Genomic DNA, 21449 nt, shown 5'->3' with positions numbered 1-21449 from the left:
CTACTCTATTTACATAAATTAATACTTTCTCTATTCAAAATTGACATAGACTACCATATAATCAGAAAACATGATAACTTCTAAAAAGAAGTAATCAGTAGCTAAGAAGCTTATAGAATAAGGAACCTGGGGCTATAGCGCAGTTGGTAGCGCATCTCAATGGCATTGAGGGGGTCAGCGGTTCGAATCCGCTTAGCTCCATATTATTATTACTAGCCATAGCGGCTATAATTCGCGCGTCAGTTGCTTAAGGGAAAACCCCAAAACTGCACTGGCTTGGCTATACAGACAAAACCCGCGGCTCGACTGACTTCTACTAAGCCTTGTCGAAGTAGCTTCGCCGAACGTTCTGCGCGGGTTAATATCCTGATTTTTGAATTAGTCCACGAAGGTGAGCTTTATCTGTGTAGTAGCGTCAAACCTATATGGGTATAGCTGCACTTAATTTGTCTTGGGCTGCTATTATCTTCACCCAAAACTTTTAAAATGCTTTTAATTACATTTTACCGTGCTGCATTACCTGTTGTAGATGGTGGCGAATTTCTTGTGCTTGCTCCATTTCGGATTGCCGCAATTTTTGAAATAATTCTACACACGGCTGAGAGTTAACCTCTTGTGCATCTTTAATGTAACCTTCGTAAGCCTTTACAGCTTCGGCTTTATTATGCAACACAGAGATAAAGTCATACTCTAGGTTGCTAATAGGTTCTTGAGAATGTCCGTTTCCAGTAGCCATAAATTTTTTCTCCTTTAAGTTTCTAATTAATTTCTACTCAACTTTTATGAGTCTTTCATCTCCCTAAAAGCGTAGAAAAAGATACGTCTATCAGAATATGGCTACGGTGTTTTAAAGCAATATATTCGCCAAAAGCCCCCACTCTAGTGGCTGTGAAGATTTTAGACTAGGTAACTGGTTATGATTATTTATGGCCTCAGGCTACAAGCCTGAGGAATTTGATTACACAATCGGCTGATTTTCATCAGATGGATACGGAAATCTACGCTCGTTACGTTCTTGATTGATAACAGGACAAACTTTAGTGTTAGCACTCATACAATCCATATGCGGTGTTTTAGCACACACTATAAGTAACACACCCAAACTAAATAATAAGCCACAAATTGCCGCTGTTTTCACTCCAGAAATTTCCATTGCTCCATGAACAATGACTTCTCGTAATAGAGATACAATTGTGACTTCAACTGCTACTCCTACAGAAATACTATGTTCTTGCAAGTAGACCATAAGTAGCCGAAATAATTCGACTAAAATTAACACAAATAGTACTTTTGCCGTCACATATTTATAGTCTAGGGACTGCACGATCGCCACAAATATGCCCCACAACTGTATTAACATGAGGGCAAACAATCCTAAACACAGAAGAATCACAATTAAGTCTTGGAAAGCTTCCATGTTGCGAACAATGGTATGGCGATCCAACCAGCGATCGCAAAATAAAAATCGACTCTTGAAGCGCTTGTACATGTAAGTTTTCATCCCATCTGGTCAAGTTCAGACCATACTAGCTAGTCCAACCATTAACCCTATTGTGACCTAATATTAAGTAATCGCGCTTCAGCGAGGTTGGAAATTTAAATTTTGTGCTTGTTGCAACAATTGCTCGGCATTTTTTCCCCATTGAGGATTACCTTGAGCATTGTATAAATCTCTCGCATATTGTAAGACTTGTAACGCTTGGGCATACTGCTTTTGTTGCATAAAAACTAATCCTGCACCGTAATAAGCATTGGGATAATTAGTGTTTGCTTCGGCTGATTTTCTAAAAGCGTCTAATGCTTCTGTTAATTTGCCTTGATTAAATAAAATAGAACCCAAATTATAGTGAGCTTCTGGATATTTGGGATTAATTTTAATAGCTTGCTGGAAGGCTGCTTGGGCTTGATTAATTTGACCTTGCTGAAGATAACATATCCCTAAATGATAAGCAGGCTCTGGTGCGTTTTTACTATATTCCATTGCCTTTTGAAACGAGGCGATCGCTCGATCCCAATTTTGCTGCTGTTGTAGGACTAAACCCAAGTTATAGTGAGCAAAACCCAACTGGGGATCGAGTTCTAACGCCCGTTGTAAATAATCGTTGGCTTGCTGGAAATTATTGCCTTCTAATAATGCACCGCCTAAATTAGCAAAAGCCAAGGCAAACTTGGGATCAGCTTGGGTTGCTTGATAAAATGCATCAGCCGCCGGCTTTAATTGTCCGATTTGTCGTAGTGCTAATCCTAAATTGTAGTGCGCTGGAGCTAACTGGGGATCTAGCTGAATTGCTTGTTGAAAAGCGGCGATGGCATCTTGAACCCTCCCGGCTTGAATTGCTTGTAAGCCTTGGTTTAATAAGGTTGTGGCCGTTGGCAGACTATACTGGGCTAGGAGTGGGGTCATGGGGTGACTAGAAGCGGTGAAGAGAAAACTTTCACCTAGCATGATTAAACTTACTATGCCGACTATGGGATATTTATCAAGTGATAATTTCATTGATTCTCGGATTCGCAACAATGTTCGTTACTTTTACTAGATGAAAAGTTTTATTATTTCGAGTATATTTACAAAAATTTTGGGTTTGGTATTAAAGTTTGTGTTACTTAACTTTTCTTAAGCTAAATCTTACGACAGACTACAATTTTTTTTACTAGCGATTAAAAGAAGGATAATGTCAAGTTAAGGAAGGAATGATTCTTCCGCTTGAGAACTATTTTTTTATCCCTGATAAATTACAGAATCACGCGGGTAAGAGTGACTTACCGCAAGGGAGTTTTTTATGAACGAAAAAGTCAAATCGGGTTCGCGGAACGTTGCAATTGTCGGCCCTTATTTAAGTGGAAAGACCACATTACTAGAAAGCTTGTTATTTGTCACTGGGGCAATTTCGCGCAAAGGCAATGTTAAGGATGGTAACACAGTGGGAGATAGTGCAGCGGAATCGCGCGATCGCCACATGAGTGTAGAAGTCAGCGCCGCTAGTACTGAGTTTAATAACACTCGTTTTACCTTGATTGATTGTCCTGGTTCAGTAGAATTTGCTCAAGAAACCTACAATGCTTTAATAGGAGTCGATGCGGCAATTGTAGTTTGTGAACCCATAAGCGATCGCGTCCTCACCTTGGCTCCTTTATTTAAATTCCTTGACGATTGGGAAATTCCCCATCTCGTCTTTGTGAATAAAATGGATCGGGCAAATATTCACGTTTTAGAAACACTACATGCCCTGAAAGCAGTTTCTAGTCGTCCACTAGTAGCCCACCAATACCCCATCATGCAAGGGGAACAACTCACCGGCTTTATCGATATGGTGAGTGAACAAGCATATCAATATCATGCCGGCGCACCTGCCGATTTAATTCCTTTCCCGGAAAGTTTAAAAGCAGAAGAACACATAGCACGGGCGGAAATGCTCGAAGCTTTAGCAAATTTTGATGACCATTTACTCGAAGAACTTTTAGAAGATATTGAACCGCCCCAAGAAGAAATTCTCAACGACCTCAAACTAGAATTAGGCGCAGATTTAGTTGTTCCTGTTTTCTTTGGTGTGGCTGAACAAGACTATGGTGTCAGGCCTTTATTAGAAGCTTTGGAACGAGAAGCACCTGAAGCAGCAGCCACAGCAGAACGCCGTTTAAAAAATATCAAAGGTAATACTCCCTTAGCCCAGGTACTCAAAACTTATTACACTCCCCAAGGTGGCAAACTTTCCCTAGTGCGTGTGTGGCGGGGGACATTAACTGATGGTATTGTTCTCAATGGTATGCGGACTGGTGGACTTTACCGCCTCACAGGACAACAACCGCAGTTGGTTAATGAAGCGGGTACCGGTGAAATTGTGGCTTTGAGCCGTTTAGAGGGTATCAAGACAGGAGATACCATTTCCACAGACGGCCAGGTAAAGGATTTACCCAAAGCAGAACAATTGGCACCAGTGTATGCCTTGGCTATTACACCAGAAAAACGCAACGATGAAGTCAAACTCAGCAGTGCGATCGCTAAATTATTAGAAGAAGATCCGGCGTTAGCTTGGGAACAGCATGGGGATACCCACGAAGTTATTCTCTGGGGTCAAGGTGAGATTCACTTACAAGTAGCCCTCGATAGACTGCGCCGCAAATATAATTTGCCCATGTCAACTCATCTGCCACAAATTCCCTATAAAGAAACTATTCGCAAAACCGTAGAATCAGTTCATGGGCGTTACAAACACCAAAGTGGTGGTCATGGACAATTTGGCGATGTTTTTCTGAATATCCAACCCCTAGCACGTGGCGAAGGTTTTAATTTCAATGAAACTATTGTCGGCGGTGTAGTTCCCAAACAATACATCCCTGGGGTGGAAATGGGTGTGCGGGAGTTTCTCACACATGGGCCTTTGGGTTTCCCCATCGTAGATGTAGCTGTAACTCTGACCAATGGTTCTTACCACAGCGTAGATAGTTCGGAACAAGCATTTAAACAAGCAGCCCGACTAGCCATGCAAACAGGTATACCCCAGGCTCAACCCACACTCTTAGAACCGATTCTGCGGGTGCGAGTCACAACACCGAGTGAATTTACCTCCAAGGTGCTGCAATTACTCAGCGGTAGACGCGGGCAAATTTTAGGCTATGAAGGTAGAAATGATTGGCCGGGCTGGGATAATGTAGCTGCATACTTGCCCCAAGCAGAGATGCATGACTTTATTATCGAGCTGCGATCGCTTACTCTTGGTGTTGGTTCTTTCCACTGGGAATATGACCATCTCCAGGAAGTACCAGACAAACTTGCTGAACGTGTACTTCTCCAGAATGGCAATGGTGGTAACGGTAACGGCAAGTAGTTGATGAGGGAGGGGATGAGGGAAGTAGATAAATTACTCCCAGTCCCCAGTCCCCAGTCCCCACTTAAGCTGGATAAATCCGCAAACGCCGATTTGGTTCTTCGCCAAAACTATCAGACTTGAGTCGATAGTGTTCTACCAACTCATGCTGCATTTTCCGTACTTGGGAAGAACGAGGTAATAACTCAACTGGCTGTCCTTTAGGAATCACAATCTGCTCTACAGCAAGTCTGGCTTCTTCGAGGGCATCCATTTCGTCATCACTACCACTGTGCAAAAACAGTTGCAATTCTCGATCATCGGTCATGTCCGGATCTTCTATGTTCAGCAAGCGCCGCAAACCACGGGTAATCTGCGGTATTGTACTGGACTTAATCATGTGGATGGGCACATGCCGGGCTTTGGCCATTTGCCGGAGTTTGGCGTGGTTTTTGACGTGCGATCGCAGTGCTAAAATTGCATCAGCATTATCAATCTCTTTTGTCAATACTACTGGCAAAGTTAGGACACCAATTACCTGTTCTAGTTGGTGGCGACTCACACCATAAGGGTAAATGTGTAGTGGCAAATCCTCGCCGTTTGGGCCTGCGTGTCTGCTGGGTTGGAGATCAATACTCTCTGAGTAGTTGAAGGATTCATTCAGCAAACGGTCAAATTCACTACGTCCGCTCACCCGCTCCCGCTCTAAAGACAAAGGTGGCAATGCTACCATTTGTCCCGATGAACGCCAGCCATTACTCTGTCGCACTGGGGGAAAAGATCCTTCTTCTGCCGCCACTTGTCCACCTCGACCATTGACTACAGATAATTGCCTGGTAATTGCCACTTTACCTTGGTCATCAACAGTTCTTGTTTGTGGGTTCGGCTGACGGCCCCGGAGCAGAGTATCTACTGTATCCGCCACACTTTCATGTATGACCCAGCGTTGCCGTTCTAACATTTCCACAGCAATCTCGAAGGTGGGAGGAGCTTTGCGTTCCAAAACAGTCTTTTGACTACCCCGCCTTCTGGCTTCGTCATCTCCTAAAGTCACAGCCTGAATACCCCCAACTAAATCAGAAAGGGTGGGGTTTTTGATCAGGTTTTCAATTTGGTTACCATGAGCAGTACCAACCAATTGCACACCTCGTTCAGCAATGGTACGCGCCGCTAAAGCTTCTAATTCTGTACCAATTTCATCAATGACGATGACTTCTGGCATGTGGTTTTCCACTGCTTCAATCATCACCTGATGCTGAAGTTCTGGTTGTGCCACTTGCATCCGCCTGGCGCGACCAATGGCAGGGTGTGGCACATCACCATCCCCAGCAATTTCGTTGGAAGTATCAATAATCACTACACGCTTATGCAGATCATCTGCCAAAACACGGGCAATTTCTCTTAAGGCAGTAGTTTTACCCACACCAGGCCGTCCCAGCATGAGAATTGATTTACCAGTTTCCACCAAATCGCGGATCATGCCAATTGTGCCAAATACCGCCCGACCAACACGACAGGTCAAGCCAATAATCTGACCACTGCGGTTACGGATAGCACTGATGCGATGCAATGTTTGCTCAATTCCTGCTCGATTATCTCCGCTAAAGATGCCGACTCGCTGAATACAATCATCTATTTGTGCTTGAGTGACGGGGATTGCGCTCAGATACTCAGCTTGATTAGGAAAGCGAGCCTCTGGGCAACGACCCAGATCCAAGACTACTTCAACTAAACTATCTCGTTGAGGATGATTCTCTAGTACTTGTCGCAGGTCTTGGGGCAAAATGTCTAATAACTTTTGGAGATCTTCTTTAATCGTCATGCTTTCTATGGTGACGTTATGAGAGATAACGAACGAGCTACTGTAGGGTACGGCATGGCCGTACTTCTACTCCTGCTGTGACTTGATCTGGGAAACGAGAGAACGGGCAAGCTTTACAGCTGGCCAGAGTAATTCGGGTTTTTCTTCGAGGCGGACTTGCGCCTTGACACTGGTTTGACTCACCTCCTGTTCTAATTGCTCAAGAATTGGTGACAGCAGTACGCGGGCATAGCTACCGTAAGCGACTCCGGAAACAGAGGCTGAAGGATTGAGGGGCGGGGGGGCTGAGAGAAAAAATTCTTCTTTCTCCCCTGCTTTCTTCAACAGTCCCATTGTCTTTAACTTAGCAACAGTGTAGCTATTAGTGCCACCTGCTAATTGCACATATCCCGGTAACTTAGCTGCCAAAACTTTCTGCCCTAATTTCACTGCTGCTAAAGTAGTGCCATCTCCAATATCACCACTCATCGGACGACCGTCTGTTTGCCAAATTAAGGCACTATGCAATGGGGTAATTAAGTCAGTAATTGCATGTAGGTAGTCAATCATACATTCACCATCAGGACAGCTAACGGCTACTACTTTTAATTGATTAGCCCACGGTGAAATTGCTTGCCATAATTGCCGAAACTCTGCCAAACGTCCTACTTTTGTATGAATTTCTACGGCATCTACTCCCGTTGACATGACCAATGGCGCAATATCGCCAGCGCTGGACATATATGATTTTGTATAAATTTTATCATATGGGCAAATGGGTAGGCAACGTCCGCAGCCATAGCATTTTTGGGATTCAACCCCTGAAAAATCAATCGCTTGTGCTGGGCAAATCGTTTCACAAGGTCTAGGACAATCTTGGGGACATTCCGTAGAATTAAACTCTGCTTTGCGAAAATGAGGGTCTTCTCCATCGTTCAGGCTGACCATCAAAAAGGGTAAATTGCCTTGATAGTCGTAGCCTTGCTCCTTGGCATCCTTCACTAGATGCCTGGCGACTTGTAGCCCTTCTTGGGCGGCTATTATTACTGCGGGATCAGCTGCCACGTCTATACAGTCAGCGCCTGCCAATGTGTAGGCTAATGTTAAACTTCTGACTGCGGGCAGATGCTGGTAACTGGCTCCGCAGATCAGTTTGAACCAGTGGCCTGCTTTCAAGGATTGTAAAGGGGCGAACAAATCAGTCACATTTCTATTATGCGTTTATAGAACTAAAAATAGTAGTTTTTAATGTAGAAAAAATCTTGATTTTCTGATGGTAAAGCTAATTTTAGTAGTATTTTATACTTGCTTACTACTCAATAATAGTTAATCATATTAGCTAGCTGAATTTTCCGGTGGTTTTCTAGGAATAGCTACGCCTGCGGTATTAAATGGAATGCAAATTGTAAACTCTGTGCCCTTTCCTGGAGATGAAGAACAGTTAAGGTGACCGCGATGTTTTTGCACTACAATTTGGTGACTAATTGATAATCCTAAGCCGCTACCCTTACCCACAGGCTTTGTGGTGAAAAAAGGATCAAATAAACGCGATTGCATCAATTCAGCTATCCCATGACCATTGTCGGCGATCGCAATCTTCACAGTATGAGACTCGACTAATTCGGTGCAAATGCGAATCTGCGGATGGGGAATGGGCATTGGTGCAGATTTCCTGGTATTTTCTGTATGACGATTAATTTCTACTCTCCGAGATATTTTTTTTTGGCCATTGACAGGGCTAGAACGGACGGTCACACTGTGGCTAGTCTCCAGATTTTCTGAAGTTTTGCATATTGTCAACTGATCTTCGGAGTTCTTTTCATTACTACCTCCCCTTTCTAAAGCATCAATGGCATTATTTAATAAATGCATAAATACTTGATTGAGTTCACTGGCATAACAAGTAATTAGGGGTAAAGTACCATATTCTTTCACGACAGTAATGGCAGGACGATTTGCTGTTGCTCTGAGTCGATGTTGTAACATTACCAAAGTACTATCGATGCCTTCATGGATATTTACTGGCTTCATTTGGGCTTCATCGTGTCTAGAAAAGTTTTGTAATGCCAAGACGATTTCTCGAATGCGATCTGATCCTCTATGCATCGCACCCATCAAGTTTTGCAGGTCATTAATTACAAAATTCAGATCAATATCCTGAATAATTTTTTGAATATGGGGGGTTGGGTGGGGATATTCTTGTTGATAAGCTTCAATGATTTTCACTAAGTCTTGCACATATTCACTAGCATATTGAAGATTGCCATAAATGAAACTGATGGGATTATTAACCTCATGGGAAATTCCTGCTACTAATTGCCCTAAGCCAACCATCTTTTCATTCTGAATCTGTTGGACTTGGGCTGCTTGTAAATTGTCGAGGGCTTCTTGTAATAGTAAATTTTTTTCTTTCAGTTTTATTTGTAATGATTGTAAATTAATTTGATTTTCAATCCGTGATATTACTTCTGCACCATGAAAAGGTTTAGTAATATAATCTACTCCACCCATGCCAAAGGCTTTCACTTTATCTAAAACATCATCCAGCGCACTAATAAAAATTACTGGGACTCCACAAGTTTTATCATCTGCTTTCAAGCGTTGACAAACTTGATAGCCATCCATTCCCGGCATATTAATATCCAGCAGAATGATATCAGGTAACACCATTTGACAGGCAGTTAAAGCCATTTTACCGTTTAAGGCTTTGCGAACTTCAAAACCTCTGGACGTCAACATTACCGACAAAAGCCGCAAATTATCTGGTGTATCATCAACCACCAAAATATTGCCTTTACAATTGTTACTTTTATTTAAATGCATTTTCAACCAAAAGCTATATTTATCATCATGGAGGATAATGAAGCTTCTTGGAGACACCACTAACAAAATCTATCATATTAAGAGCATAAATTTCAAATCTAAAATTGTTTGGCGAAGTTTAAACTGAGGATCAAACTAACATGCCATCACCACTGAGGAGCCTCATTAATAAATTTGGGTACTAAATGAGGTTCTAGAGGTTGAGAAAATAGATATCCCTGAGCAAAATTACAGTTTAAAAATTTCAATTTTTCTAACTGTTTTGTAGTTTCCACTCCTTCTGCAATCACACTCATTCCCATTGATTCAGCAATACTAATCATTGCTGGTACTAGACCCATATTTTCTTCACTATCTTCCATAACTTTGACAAACGATTTATCAATCTTCAGGGCATTTAAAGGAAACCTATGTAAATAACTTAAGGATGAATAACCTGTACCAAAATCATCTATAGTTAATTTAATACCTCTGTCTTTCAACTGTTGAATAATTGTTTTTACAGCATGGTTATTCTCCATAATTACACTTTCAGTTATTTCTAATTCTAAGCTAGCTGGATTAATTTGAGTTGCATCAATAACTTGATCAATTTCTGTTATTAAGTTAGGTTGTGAAAATAACCGTGCGCTCAAATTGACACTAATAGTCAGTTTTTGCGTTGTTGTGAGGGAATCTTGCCAGATACGTAATTGCTCACAAGATGATTGCAATACCCACTTATCGATAGCATTAATTAAACCTGTTTCTTCGGCGACGGGAATAAACTCTGTAGGCGAAATTAAACCACGTACTGGATGTTGCCAGCGTATAAGTGCTTCAAATCCAGCTACTTTGCCTGAAGATAGAGAGACAATTGGCTGATAGTATATCAAAAATTCTTGCCGTTCAACAGCCCGACGCAAGTCATTTTCTAAATCTAAAAGCTGAAGAGCTTCTTGATACATTACTGGATCAAAAACATGATATCTAGCTCTGCCTAAAGCTTTAGCACGATACATCGCTGTATCAGCATCCCGGAGCAAATATTCTGATTGTTCGTAATCTTTACTGCCCCAATTAATACCAATACTAGCATTCATAAAGACTTCATATCTTGACAATTTAAAACTCAATGATAATTGTTGTAATATACTCTCAGCTAATTGGATAGCTACACTTATATCTGGTAATTTCTCTAAAAGAATACCAAATTCATCGCCACCTAACCTGGCAAGAGTAGCCGATGGTGTCAGGCATATTTGTAGACGGCGAGCAATAGCAATTAATAATTCATCTCCTACCAAATGTCCTAAAGAATCATTGACAACTTTAAAGCGATCGCAGTCCAAAAATAAAACAGCAAACTGATAACTTGGTTCTTCCTTGGCAAGATGGAGAGCTTTTTCTAGGCGCTTAATAAACAAAAATCTGTTGGGTAACCCAGTCAGCGAATCATGCAATACCATGTCTAGCAGTTTACTTTGTAGTTGCTGACGGGAAGCGATTTCTCCTTGGAGTTTTTGCAGAGTTCTTTCTAACTCCCAAGTGCGCTGTTGTACTCTTTCTTCTAGTTCTGTATTAAGTTTCAATATTTCTAATTGTGCATCTCTTAATACCATTTGGTTCTGTACACGCACTAAAACTTCTTCAAACTCAAATGGCTTGGGAATATAATCTACTCCCCCGACTTGAAAGGCCTTCACCTTATCAAAAACATCATCTAAAGCACTAATGAAAATTACCGGAATATCTGCGGTCAGATCCCACTCTTTAAATCGCTGACACACTTCATAACCATCTACATCCGGCATCATAATATCAAGTAAAATTAGATCCGGTAATACTGTTTGACAAGCAGTTAAAGCCATTTGCCAGTTCAAGGCTTTGCGAACGTTATATCCTTCTCTGGTGAGGAGAGAAGACAAAACTCGCAGGTTGTCTGCCATATCGTCAATGATCAAAATGTCTTTTTTATTAGGGTCTAACCGCTTGTAATTCATTCTGCCTTTGTTCTAGTCAATTCCATAATTTTCTCAAACTGATATTTTCTGGCTAAATCACTGAAAAATCGGAAAACTTGACTTTTATCTGGTGGCATCTGGTGAAGTAATTCTAAAATTAAGTCATCACTACAACTGGCTGCGGCATGGTGTATGTTTTCCAATAACTCAGGTGACATATGCAACAAATGTTGCATAATTTCCATTTCATTGGGCAATATATGTGTTTCTAGATTGAGAGTAGCTATTTTAGGCGTTTCTATTTGGCTGATATATTTTACACCTAGATGTTGATGCAATTTCTCTAGTAATACTTCCCTAGTGAACGGCTTGCGAATAAAATCATCGCAACCATTAGCTAATATTTTTTGACGTTCTTCCTCAAAGGCACTAGCAGTGAGTGCAATAATCACTGTATGAGTCTTAGCTAGACCATTAGATTGTGAATGAGTCCCTGGTGAAATCAGTGAATTAGAGTGGCAACATGTAAAGTGAGTATTTGGCAGCAACTCACATTGAGTGTCTCGACTAAACAAATTTTCTAGATAATTAGTTTGTTTTACCCCCTCAGCTAATGGGGTATGAATTTTCCACAGCTTATAAGCTATTTCCCTAGCTTTAATAATTTTTGTGGCTTCATAACCATCCATTACAGGCATCCGCATATCCATAAAAATCAGGTGTGGTTGCCATTCTAGCCATTGAGCGATCGCTTCTTCACCATTTTTGGCTTCTCGCACCACAAAGCCAATGGCTGTCAGCAGTTTCACAATCACCAAACGACTTTCCATCACATCATCAACTACCAAAATTCGATATTCTGGCTGTTCTGGCGCTAAACCAACGACTTGGCGTTGAATTGTTTGTGGGGGAATTTCCTCAGACAAAGCTAAAGCAATCTGAATATTAAAAGTAAATGTGCTACCTCTCCCCAAGGTGCTGCTAACGCTAATATCACCTCCCATGAGTTGGACATATTTGCGACTAATTGCCAAACCCAATCCTGTACCCTGCTGTGATTTTCTCCCTGTTTCAGTTTGCCCAAAAGCTGCAAACAGCATATCAAGTTCTTCTGGAGAAATACCAGCGCCAGTGTCTATCACCTCAAAGTGGAGGAATTGGCCAGAAGTTGCACAAAGGCTAGGTACTGGGTAAGGCTTTTCCCCATCTTCCTCATTTTTTCCTCTTCCCACGCCCACCCGCAAAGCCACACTCCCCGTAGTGGTAAATTTGATCGCATTGCCCAAGAGATTGAGTAAGACTTGACGTAATTTAATTTCGTCAGTTTGCACATATTGAGGAATATCGGCAGCATATTCAAATATCAGTTGTAAGCCTTGAGAAGTAGTACGAAAGCGAAACATTTTTTCTAGACTTTGCAAAAGGTGAATCAAGTCAAAACTGCTGACATTCAAGGTAGTTTTGCCTGCTTCAATTTTTGACATTTCTAGGATCTCGTTGATTAAATTGAGGAGATGTTCGCCAGCACGATTGATGATGGCCAAGTTTTCTTGATGTTCACTAGATAGAGAATTGTCATAGCTCATGACTTGGGTAAAACCCAGAATAGCGTTCAGGGGAGTACGCAGTTCATGACTCATGTTAGCGAGGAATTCACTTTTGGCGTGATTTGCCCGCTCGGCTATTTGCTGTCCTTGAGCGGCAATTTGTTGAGATTGAATTAGTTCTTGTTGTGTGGTTTGCAATTGAGCCAATCGGCTCTGATTTTCAGCTAAGACCTCATTTAAAGCTTGCATTTCCACATGTTGTGCTTCCAAGTTGGTAAAGGATGCTTTTAATTGCTGCGCCATGCTATTAAATGATTTAGCTAGATCTCCTAGTTCGTCAGAACGCTGAATATCTGTGATTTGCTGCCATTCCCCTGAAGTAATTTTTTTGGCTGAGATGCTTAACTGCACAATTGGTTTAATGACCCAGCGATTAGTTAAAATGCTGATTTCTGTAGCTACTAATAAAGCCACTACGCATAGTAAGATAGTGACTTGGTTATTGTGATTAATTTGCTCGGCAAATTCGGCTTCAGGAATAACTACGACAATTAGCCAATCAAGACCAATTTTATCTTGCCAATTTCTTGCCTGCACAAAATAATGTGCCCCATCTGCCTTAAATTTGAATCTTTGCTGATCTACAAGTAATTTTAGGTCGCCAAAGCGCTGAATTAAATGCTCAGTTGTCAGTCTAATTAAATAATTTTGGCTATCTGATGCCAACAGACGTTTTGTCTGTCCATCAATCATCATGTAAGATGGCTCTGTTGTAGAACTAGCGATCATTAGCCCATCAGGTTCTAAAATAAAGGCTTTTCCTAATCGTCCAATTTTTAATTTATTTAAAAAATGACCAATTTGTGACAGCATTAAATCAAAACTAATCACCCCAATTAGCTGATCGGTGCTATCGTCAAGAGGATAGTTAGAAGATCTGGAAAAAATATCGGGTTGGTCTGTTCGTTGATCAACTTGACTCCAGAGGGGTTTACCTAGTTTAGCCGCATCTGTATACCAAGATTTTTGGCGAGGTTCATAGTCTCTTATAGTCTTGACTGCAACGATATTTTCTTGCTTATTTGTCGTGTAAACATCAAGTTTGCCAATGCCTTTATCTGCGGAAATCTTGTTGATTAAAAAGTTGTCATTATCCAGACGTTGAATACCAATAAATTCACCTTTTGGATGAACAAAGTTGTTGCGGCCAATTTGAAAAATCCGCATTTGTTTCCTTAAGTAACGCTCAGTGGTTTTTAAATCCAACGGCTGGGGTAAGCCCAGGTGCATCGAATATTCATTGGTTTGATTGATTTGCTTGGGAGTTATTAAGTAACTATTGAGGTGTTGTTCGATGCGATCGCAGATTTCATTTTGTAATCGAGTAGCCAGATGTTCTACAGATTGCTGTCCGTTTATCCATGAAAGATAGCCCACTACCCCCATTACCCCACCAATTTGCAATACAAACGGCACAATGAGAACCGATTTGAGGTGTATATTGGCATCAACTTTGCCAATTAAGCGGTTAAAAAATTTGACGGGCTGAAGTTTGGATAACATTGTGGTTTGATTTTTCCCAAGGCTAAAATCGAGAAGCTTTGGCTCTATTAGTTACTTATTAATTTCGGTAATATTACTGAAATAATCCTACCGAATCATCAAGCAAGTAACTGATATAAGTATAAACATATATGAAAACGAGGTTGTATATACTCATTTGTCTAGTTGATTTTCGCTGATACATAATCTTCAAACTTTGTTATAACACCTTAATTTGCTACATTTCATCTAGTAATAGATCAACATATACTCCTGCTGAGAGTGCAAAATATATTGACACTCATTCACAAACGCATGAAAGTTTAGGGGAACTGTTGCTATTAGCACTAAAACTCCCGTCCTATTTGGCATTTCTCGCAATCACCTACAAGGAGAGACTGAATTTCCCTTCACTCAAGCACAAACTTGAGGGTGATTACGGTTTTTCGCCTGCGCCACAACATCAGCAAGAATTGGACGTGGAAAAATCTACACTCCGCTGTTGTGTACTTTCAAGACATATGGTTAAAAATTGTCAGATCAATATTCCAGAAAAAAAGTCACAAAAATATTTTTATTTTTTAAATTTCCCAGATATTTATGAAAAAATATTACAAGCATGGCTGAAATATGTCAATTTTGTTACCAATTTGGAAAATTTTTTTAGTTTCTGAAGCCATTAATTGCGTATTGACGCTCAGGCGATAAAAGTGATTGAAATGGGATGAGTCCACCCACTTTGGTAAAGTTGCTTGTCGCTGTTGCACAAATATTTTTTGAAAGTTTGGGTAAGCCTCTCCAGAATCAGGATTACGTGTTGGGACTACACAACGCTGACAAGGATTCACGCCCAACAAATGTATATCTCCTACTCGCAAGAAGACATGATTGTCTGGTTGGCTAAATAGTTGATCTTCCCAAAATGCTGGTACACCACCAACTTCAATATTTGCACGTATCCGGCGACGCATTTGGGCAACACTCACACCGGGAAACCAGGAAGCTACTTCTTTTAAAGTCGCGGTACTAATTACCGTTGGCCCCGGTGAATTTGTATCATCGGGAAAACCCATGAGAGAATTTTGCTTTAATCTGACAGTAAACCCAAAAAAATCACTTAGAGTTGCGGCTAGTGCTTGTTGTTCTTCATCCAGATGAAAAACTTGTGGTGAGTCGCGATTTGGGATTTGTAGAGAAATAGTTCTCTGAAAAATATCAAATTGTGATCTTAATAAATGAATTTTGCCATTGCGCTTACCATTGACCAACCTACTCCGTTCGTCAACAATGGCAAACTCACGATCAGATTTTAGTGCGCCACTGGCCAGAATCCTAGCTTGCTCAACTTCCACGCAATCTAGTGACTTAATCGGGTAGAGTAAGATTTTAGCTAAGTACGACATTGCAAGGTGATTCTATCGCTGGAGAATGAGGATACCTGGATATTGAATCATCACAAATACTCAATATTCCCTACTGCCAACTCTATAAATAACCATTGACTATGGATACAATGGTGACTTATCAATACCTCCAACGTTGTTTAAAGGCCAAAAGCGCAGTACTGCACGACCGATAATATTTTCGCGGGGGACAACACCCCAGCAGCGGCTATCGTAGCTACTACTACGGTTATCACCTAAAACTAAGTATGAATCGGGGGGTATAGTTTCTGGTTGTGCTAAATAAGCTTGCTGTTGTCCTGATGTACAAACATCAATGGCTGTATTCTGCTGGGTTCTGAGGTAGTTAATTTCCTGTAAAGGTTCATTGTTGATATAGACTTTACCATCTCTGAGTTCTACTTTTTCTCCAGGTAAGGCGACTATACGTTTAATGAAAGCATCGTTGTATTGTTCGGCTTGTAGTGTTTTCGTTGGGGAAAATACTACAATGTCTCCCCGCTGCGGTTCGGAGAATTTATATCTCAACTTATCAACGATGATTTTATCTGCTTCCCATTGGTTTGGGGTACCGTTGAGTGTAGGTTCCATAGAACCAGAAGGAATCCAGCGAGCTTCAGCAACGAAAGTACGAATTCCCAGAGCCAAAACAATACTTAATACAACTGTTCTAGCTAGTTCCGCGAGCCAGGAATTATCGGGTTGTTGACTAGAGTTTTTATCAGACACTTGATTTCGCATGAAATTACTGAAGTAAGCAAAAATAGAGGTGACGAACTAGATGGGGGAGATGATATTTTTTATCTTAACGAGTAAACTTCTGATTTCCTGGTTGAAGTTAGCATCTTCACCAAGAGAATTGATAACTCAAAAATAAACTTTTTTTAGGTATCGGCAAAAATATACGATGACGTGTGCAACCAAGTCTAACCTAAAAGCATAGTTATCTGTATAAATGTGATTAACGCTATGTCATTACTGATTCGTCGCGCTCGGATGATTCTCTCTGATGGTGAATGGTTGGAGGGGGACGTGCTGACGCGCGATCGCCTGTTAGCCCCGAAATTTCTCCACCGACACCAGTCACCACAATTGACGCAGAAGGGTTAACTTTGTTGCCAGGGGTCATTGATCCACAGGTGCATTTCCGGGAACCTGGGTTAGAACATAAGGAATATATATTTACGGCCAGTTGTGCCTGCGCCAAAGGTGGAGTTACTTCTTTTTTGGAAATGCCCAATACTCGTCCCCTGACCACTACCCAGCAAGCCTTAGACGACAAACTGCAACGCGCCGCCAATAAGTGCGTGGTTAATTATGGTTTTTCAGTGACACCCCAGCATTTATTATTGAATACCAGTGCTTATGAAACAATTGGCACCTTAGCACAGATGAATCCACCGTTGCGATCGCCTCTTTTATGACTGCTAAATCATACATTCATAGAAAATCAGCAATGTCAATATTGTTGGTATACATAAAATAGTATTTATACGAAAAATGTCGTCCAAACACTTGACGGAAATTTCAGTTGACCTGTTCGTCAAAATTATTTTTATAAAATTAATAACTACATAGATAACTATAGATATAAGTATTTCTTCTAATTAATAGAAAAGAAATTAATTTAATTTATGCAATTAATTTACAAATAGTAACCTTCTAGTTATAGATCCGGAACCTGACCTGGGAATACTAAATGCAAGGAGCAGTTAAACGAGTGGATATGCAAATGTTAATCATTTAACTTTTCACCACTATCTTTTTGTATTTAACTATCCGGATTTTTTCTCGAAATAACTGTAGAGAATTAGTAGGGTTAAGTAAACGGGCAAATTTCTGTGAAAACTATGTTTGATACATATAAAAATTTTATATGCACTTAATTTGTACGGTCTTAAAACCTACTTTTTACAGTTCTGAGAAAAGTGGGTATCAGGCAATGAATTTGCTCAACAGCTGATCATTGACCCCCAAAATGCAGTAAACAACGCCAAATAAGCATCCAATCAAACAAACTCAATCACTATTTATCGAGATAATCAAAATAATGAAGCAATAGGAATCACCATAGTTTCACCAGATGAAGAAAAGTTACCAGCATTTAAGGGGTAATTGCTATTCATCAAACAGTTCGATATAGACAAATAATCGCCTAGAGGACGGGTTTATATTAATTCTCAGGTGAATTTAGTTTTCCTTGAGGGTAAGTATTAAAAACATCTGACACATTGCCAGATATTACCTGCAACAAGATTGTTCTAGGACGCTTTGAGTCAAATTCTCATTCATCTACTGCAATTATGATCTGCGAGAATACGCCAATCCTAGCTAACCGCAGCAAAAAAAGCTAGTAGATGTTAATCATAACCAGTTCTTGTGTTGAAAAGTATTTCATTGATTTTTGGATAATGAAGACAACAATGTTAGTGAATTTTCTGGATGAGCGTGGTAGTGGTAGATAGAACGAGTGTGGCATTCTCCCTCGACTATCTGTAAAAATTTTGTAGTGCTGTGATGAGGTTGAAATATTTGGGATATGACCCTAGTAGCACTATTACCGCTATGCGGGAGTTAAAATTCGTCTTGAAAAGTTTGCCCGCAAGGAAATCCTCCTGGCAACTTTTTGTAAAAGTCAAAAGTCAATAAAGTGCGGCTCTTTGCCTACTCTATGGTGGATGGAGAACATACCCAAATGAATGCTGTTAAACATGGGATAAAGTTCTTAACCAAAATCCACAAAACCTCAGATGCTAGGAAGCAATTTGTCAATGGTGCAATTGAATGGCGTAATTTCAGCTTGACGAGTGCCCTCTTCGCCATAAGTTATGACCACGCTAATATAACTTTCTGGCTTATAGGGCATTCTTTCTGCCCACTCAATCGCCACAATTCCCGGCATTACTTCAATCCCTTCCCAATAAGTTTCTAAGTTTAAAGCTACGACCTCATGGGGTTCTAGGCGATATAAATCTAAATGGTAAAGAGGAACACGTCCTTGGTTGTACTCATTAATCAGAGTAAAAGTAGGACTGACAATTGATTCGGTGATACCTAAACCTTGACCAATCCCTTGTACCAATGTAGTTTTGCCAGTTCCTAAATTACCTTCTAATAAAATCACACTCCCAGTGGGGAGAGTTTGGGCAAGTGTGATACCCAAGTCTAGTGTGGCCTGTGCATCTGTAAGTAATCTCTTCATAGGGACTGGGGAAATACTACACTCAATATCCTAAATTAGTGGTCAAGATGTGATGTTGTTCTTGACTAATAGACTAATAGACTAATAGACTAATATTTTTTAATGGTATAAGTCCCAAATTTATCTAGGGAATTAATTCAAAATCATCAGGACTTACGTAACCAACCACATATTTTTGTCATTGCGACCCTAGGTAAGTAATCTCAAAGCCTCGATTTTCGTAGCGAGTGCGTAAGTCCTAATCATTTGACTTTATTTTCCATGATGAGCGCCACTGTACCACCGCAACAAAACGCGTGCTAGTTTCTGGGGGTTGTGACGCACGCAACCTATTTCATCTTCATATAAGATATTAGCTAGAACAATGCGTCTCCCTAACTGGGTAACAGCCTCCCTGTCGAGAAACACTGGATGAGAGTCTTGTTGGGCATAGCGCAGCAGTGATTTTTCTGAAGGGGATTTTTTGTGTACTAGTACTGCATCAAATAATTGTCTTTCTCCGCAGGCCATATCAATGGCTTGAATGTGGTCAGCAACAGTATATCCCTGAGTTTCTCCTGGTTGGGTCATGATATTGCAGATGTAGATGCGGGGAGCATTGCTTTTGGCGATCGCATCGGCAATATCTGGTACAAGTAAATTCGGAATTAAGCTGGTATAAAGACTACCAGGGCCAATAATAATATAGTCGGCTTCTTTAATAGCCTTAATCGCTGCGGGTAAAGCCGGAGGGTTAGCTGGGATACAGCCAATTTTGACAATTTTCCCCCCAGCTTTGGGAATACTAGACTCACCCTCAATACGCCGGCCATCGTCTAATTCTGCCCAGAGGCGAACATCGCTGAGGGTAGCGGGCAAAACTTGTCCCCGCACAGCTAAAACCTTGGAACTAGCTGCCACAGCCCGTTCTAAATCTCCGGTAATATCGGTCATGGCAGTTAAAAACAAATTGCCAAAACTATGCCCTGTCAATCCATCTCCAGCTTTAAAGCGATATTGAAATAATTCTGTTAATAACTTTTCCTCATCTGCCAAAGCTGCCACACAATTACGAATATCGCCTGGTGGTAAGACGCCAAATTCCTGACGCAGCCTTCCAGAAGACCCACCATCATCAGCTACAGTCACAATAGCAGTAATATTAGCGCTGTAGGTTTTCAATCCTCGTAACAACGTGGAAAGTCCTGTACCACCACCAATTACTACTATTTTTGGCCCTCGGTATAATCGGCGATGAGCCAGCAACATGTCAATTAGTTCTTCTTCACCATCTGGTCTTAGCACCCTAGTAATTGAACCGACGGTGCGAGTTTGTCCCCATAGGATTAATAAAAAACCACACAGCAATACCAAAGGGCCGCTGATATAGTTGGGTAAAATGCCCGCGATTACTCCCAGAAAACCCCGAACTAACTCAATCATCCAAAAAATTGGGGTTAGCTTTACCCATATAGCCAACCCCAGAATTGCCAGCAGTACCCCGCCAAGACTGATTAGTAGCCAGCGTTTGATGGATAGCCCAGGGGATAACCACTTAAACCACTGGTTGACCCTATAGGACGTACGGCCGCGCGACTGCTTTTGCAGGGCGTTGAGGGCTTGTCTGAGAAAACCAATTGACATACCTGATTCGGAGCAGCGCTACAAACTAAATGATTAACAGAAAATGCACACTACATGGTTTTAGCATCAAATGTGAAATTCTTAAATTTATCAAGGACTTTAGACTAGCTGTAAGTCGTCAAAGTTGCCAGTATTGCCAGTAAAAGTAAATTTAATGGAAAAACGAATTTTAGGACTAGACCCAGGATTGGCAACTTTAGGATTTGGAGCCATTACCTGCACACAAAATCCCCAAAGAGTACAAGATACAACAGTCAATATGATTGACTTTGGGGTAATTCGGACAACGCCGGACACGGAGATGGGACAGCGGTTGTGTATCTTGTTCGACGATTTGCACACCCTGATTGAACAATTGCAGCCAGATTTGGTGGCAATTGAAAAATTGTTTTTCTATCGTATGTCAAATACTATCGTTGTGGCACAGGCACGGGGTGTACTATTGTTAGCTTTAGCACAACACCAACTTCCATATGTTGAATTTACCCCTGCTCAAATTAAACAAGCTTTAACTGGTTATGGCAATGCAGATAAGTCAGAAGTTCAAGATGCAGTGGCCCGGGAGTTGGATTTAGAGGAGATTCCGCGGCCAGATGATGCGGCCGATGCTTTGGCTGTGGCTTTGACTGCTTGGTTTCAAATATAAATTGTAAAACGAGAAGCGTTAATTGTACCTAATAACTGATTTGTCTGATTATTTCCCATTTCGGTGCTGGTGCGTCGCTACCTTTGCCAAGGTTGGCTGCTTGCAAAAGACACT

At 41.0% G+C, this 21449-nt stretch carries 15 protein-coding genes, 1 tRNA gene and 1 pseudogene; 5 read left to right on the top strand and 12 right to left on the bottom strand.

The window, feature by feature from the left end; translation table 11 throughout:
* Window positions 1-128 precede the first annotated feature (128 nt).
* A tRNA-Ala gene (locus ACM0OT_RS04990) sits at window positions 129-201 on the top strand.
* A 295-nt stretch (window positions 202-496) separates the two neighbouring features.
* Here ACM0OT_RS04990 and ACM0OT_RS04985 read toward each other — a convergent pair.
* From ACM0OT_RS04985 to ACM0OT_RS04975, 3 genes are all read right to left on the bottom strand, one after another.
* Window positions 497-736 (bottom strand): hypothetical protein, encoded by a 240-nt coding sequence (locus ACM0OT_RS04985; protein ID WP_414542835.1) that lies wholly within the window; start codon window positions 734-736, stop codon window positions 497-499.
* Between the two features lie 222 nt (window positions 737-958).
* Window positions 959-1489 carry a phosphate-starvation-inducible PsiE family protein gene (locus tag ACM0OT_RS04980; RefSeq protein ID WP_414563237.1) on the bottom strand — a complete coding sequence of 177 codons (531 nt, stop codon included), beginning with the start codon at window positions 1487-1489 and terminating at the stop codon, window positions 959-961.
* Between the two features lie 90 nt (window positions 1490-1579).
* Complete coding sequence (locus ACM0OT_RS04975) at window positions 1580-2497, bottom strand: tetratricopeptide repeat protein (RefSeq protein ID WP_414563235.1); 918 nt, start codon at window positions 2495-2497, stop codon at window positions 1580-1582.
* Between the two features lie 283 nt (window positions 2498-2780).
* On the opposite strand from ACM0OT_RS04975, the gene ACM0OT_RS04970 reads away from it, so the two are divergent.
* The gene (locus tag ACM0OT_RS04970; protein ID WP_414563234.1) at window positions 2781-4826 is read left to right on the top strand and encodes an elongation factor G; all 2046 of its coding nucleotides are present in this window, start codon (window positions 2781-2783) and stop codon (window positions 4824-4826) included.
* A gap of 64 nt (window positions 4827-4890) precedes the next feature.
* Here ACM0OT_RS04970 and ACM0OT_RS04965 read toward each other — a convergent pair whose 3' ends face one another.
* The 7 genes from ACM0OT_RS04965 to lepB all read right to left on the bottom strand — a co-directional run bounded on the left by ACM0OT_RS04965 (window position 4891) and on the right by lepB (window position 16605).
* Window positions 4891-6627 carry a R3H domain-containing nucleic acid-binding protein gene (locus ACM0OT_RS04965; RefSeq protein WP_414563232.1) on the bottom strand — a complete coding sequence of 579 codons (1737 nt, stop codon included), beginning with the start codon at window positions 6625-6627 and terminating at the stop codon, window positions 4891-4893.
* Window positions 6628-6693: 66 nt separating this feature from the next.
* Window positions 6694-7812 (bottom strand): circadian clock protein LdpA, encoded by a 1119-nt coding sequence (ldpA, locus tag ACM0OT_RS04960; RefSeq protein ID WP_414563230.1) that lies wholly within the window; start codon window positions 7810-7812, stop codon window positions 6694-6696.
* 129 nt (window positions 7813-7941) lie between these two features.
* Window positions 7942-9345 (bottom strand): sensor histidine kinase, encoded by a 1404-nt coding sequence (locus ACM0OT_RS04955; protein WP_414563419.1) that lies wholly within the window; start codon window positions 9343-9345, stop codon window positions 7942-7944.
* Window positions 9346-9575: 230 nt separating this feature from the next.
* Window positions 9576-11411, bottom strand: coding sequence for an EAL domain-containing protein (locus ACM0OT_RS04950; protein WP_414563228.1), 1836 nt, complete (start codon window positions 11409-11411; stop codon window positions 9576-9578).
* Entirely contained in the window at window positions 11408-14482 is a 3075-nt protein-coding gene (locus tag ACM0OT_RS04945) for an ATP-binding protein (protein WP_414563226.1), read from the bottom strand. The genes ACM0OT_RS04950 and ACM0OT_RS04945 overlap by 4 nt, the downstream gene beginning before the upstream one ends.
* 590 nt (window positions 14483-15072) lie before the next feature.
* Window positions 15073-15864 (bottom strand): MOSC domain-containing protein, encoded by a 792-nt coding sequence (locus tag ACM0OT_RS04940; protein WP_414563224.1) that lies wholly within the window; start codon window positions 15862-15864, stop codon window positions 15073-15075.
* 99 nt (window positions 15865-15963) lie between these two features.
* On the bottom strand, window positions 15964-16605 hold the full coding sequence (lepB, locus tag ACM0OT_RS04935; protein ID WP_414563223.1) for a signal peptidase I: 642 nt from the start codon (window positions 16603-16605) through the stop codon (window positions 15964-15966).
* A 216-nt stretch (window positions 16606-16821) separates the two neighbouring features.
* On the opposite strand from lepB, the pseudogene ACM0OT_RS04930 reads away from it, so the two are divergent.
* Both ACM0OT_RS04930 and patS read left to right on the top strand, forming a co-directional pair.
* Window positions 16822-17279, top strand: a pseudogene (locus ACM0OT_RS04930) (amidohydrolase family protein); the annotation flags it as partial.
* 942 nt (window positions 17280-18221) lie between these two features.
* A complete protein-coding gene (gene patS / locus ACM0OT_RS04925) occupies window positions 18222-18329 on the top strand; it encodes a heterocyst-inhibiting signaling peptide PatS (protein WP_414563221.1) in 108 nt (35 codons plus the stop codon).
* A gap of 281 nt (window positions 18330-18610) precedes the next feature.
* Here the strand turns inward: patS and tsaE are convergent, their stop codons facing one another.
* Both tsaE and ACM0OT_RS04915 read right to left on the bottom strand, forming a co-directional pair.
* Complete coding sequence (gene tsaE / locus ACM0OT_RS04920; protein ID WP_414563220.1) at window positions 18611-19066, bottom strand: tRNA (adenosine(37)-N6)-threonylcarbamoyltransferase complex ATPase subunit type 1 TsaE; 456 nt, start codon at window positions 19064-19066, stop codon at window positions 18611-18613.
* 252 nt (window positions 19067-19318) lie between these two features.
* Window positions 19319-20689: a gluconeogenesis factor YvcK family protein gene (locus ACM0OT_RS04915; RefSeq protein ID WP_414563219.1), complete on the bottom strand. Its 1371-nt coding sequence runs from the start codon at window positions 20687-20689 to the stop codon at window positions 19319-19321.
* A gap of 154 nt (window positions 20690-20843) precedes the next feature.
* On the opposite strand from ACM0OT_RS04915, the gene ruvC reads away from it, so the two are divergent.
* The gene (gene ruvC, locus ACM0OT_RS04910) at window positions 20844-21335 is read left to right on the top strand and encodes a crossover junction endodeoxyribonuclease RuvC (protein ID WP_414542849.1); all 492 of its coding nucleotides are present in this window, start codon (window positions 20844-20846) and stop codon (window positions 21333-21335) included.
* Window positions 21336-21449 lie beyond the last annotated feature (114 nt).

Origin of the sequence: Anabaena sp. CCY 9613, assembly GCF_963920895.1 — a bacterium.
In the GTDB taxonomy this organism is placed as follows: domain Bacteria; phylum Cyanobacteriota; class Cyanobacteriia; order Cyanobacteriales; family Nostocaceae; genus Cyanocohniella.
Note: the sequence above shows the minus strand (reverse complement) of the source record. Positions and strands in the feature narration are given on the sequence as shown.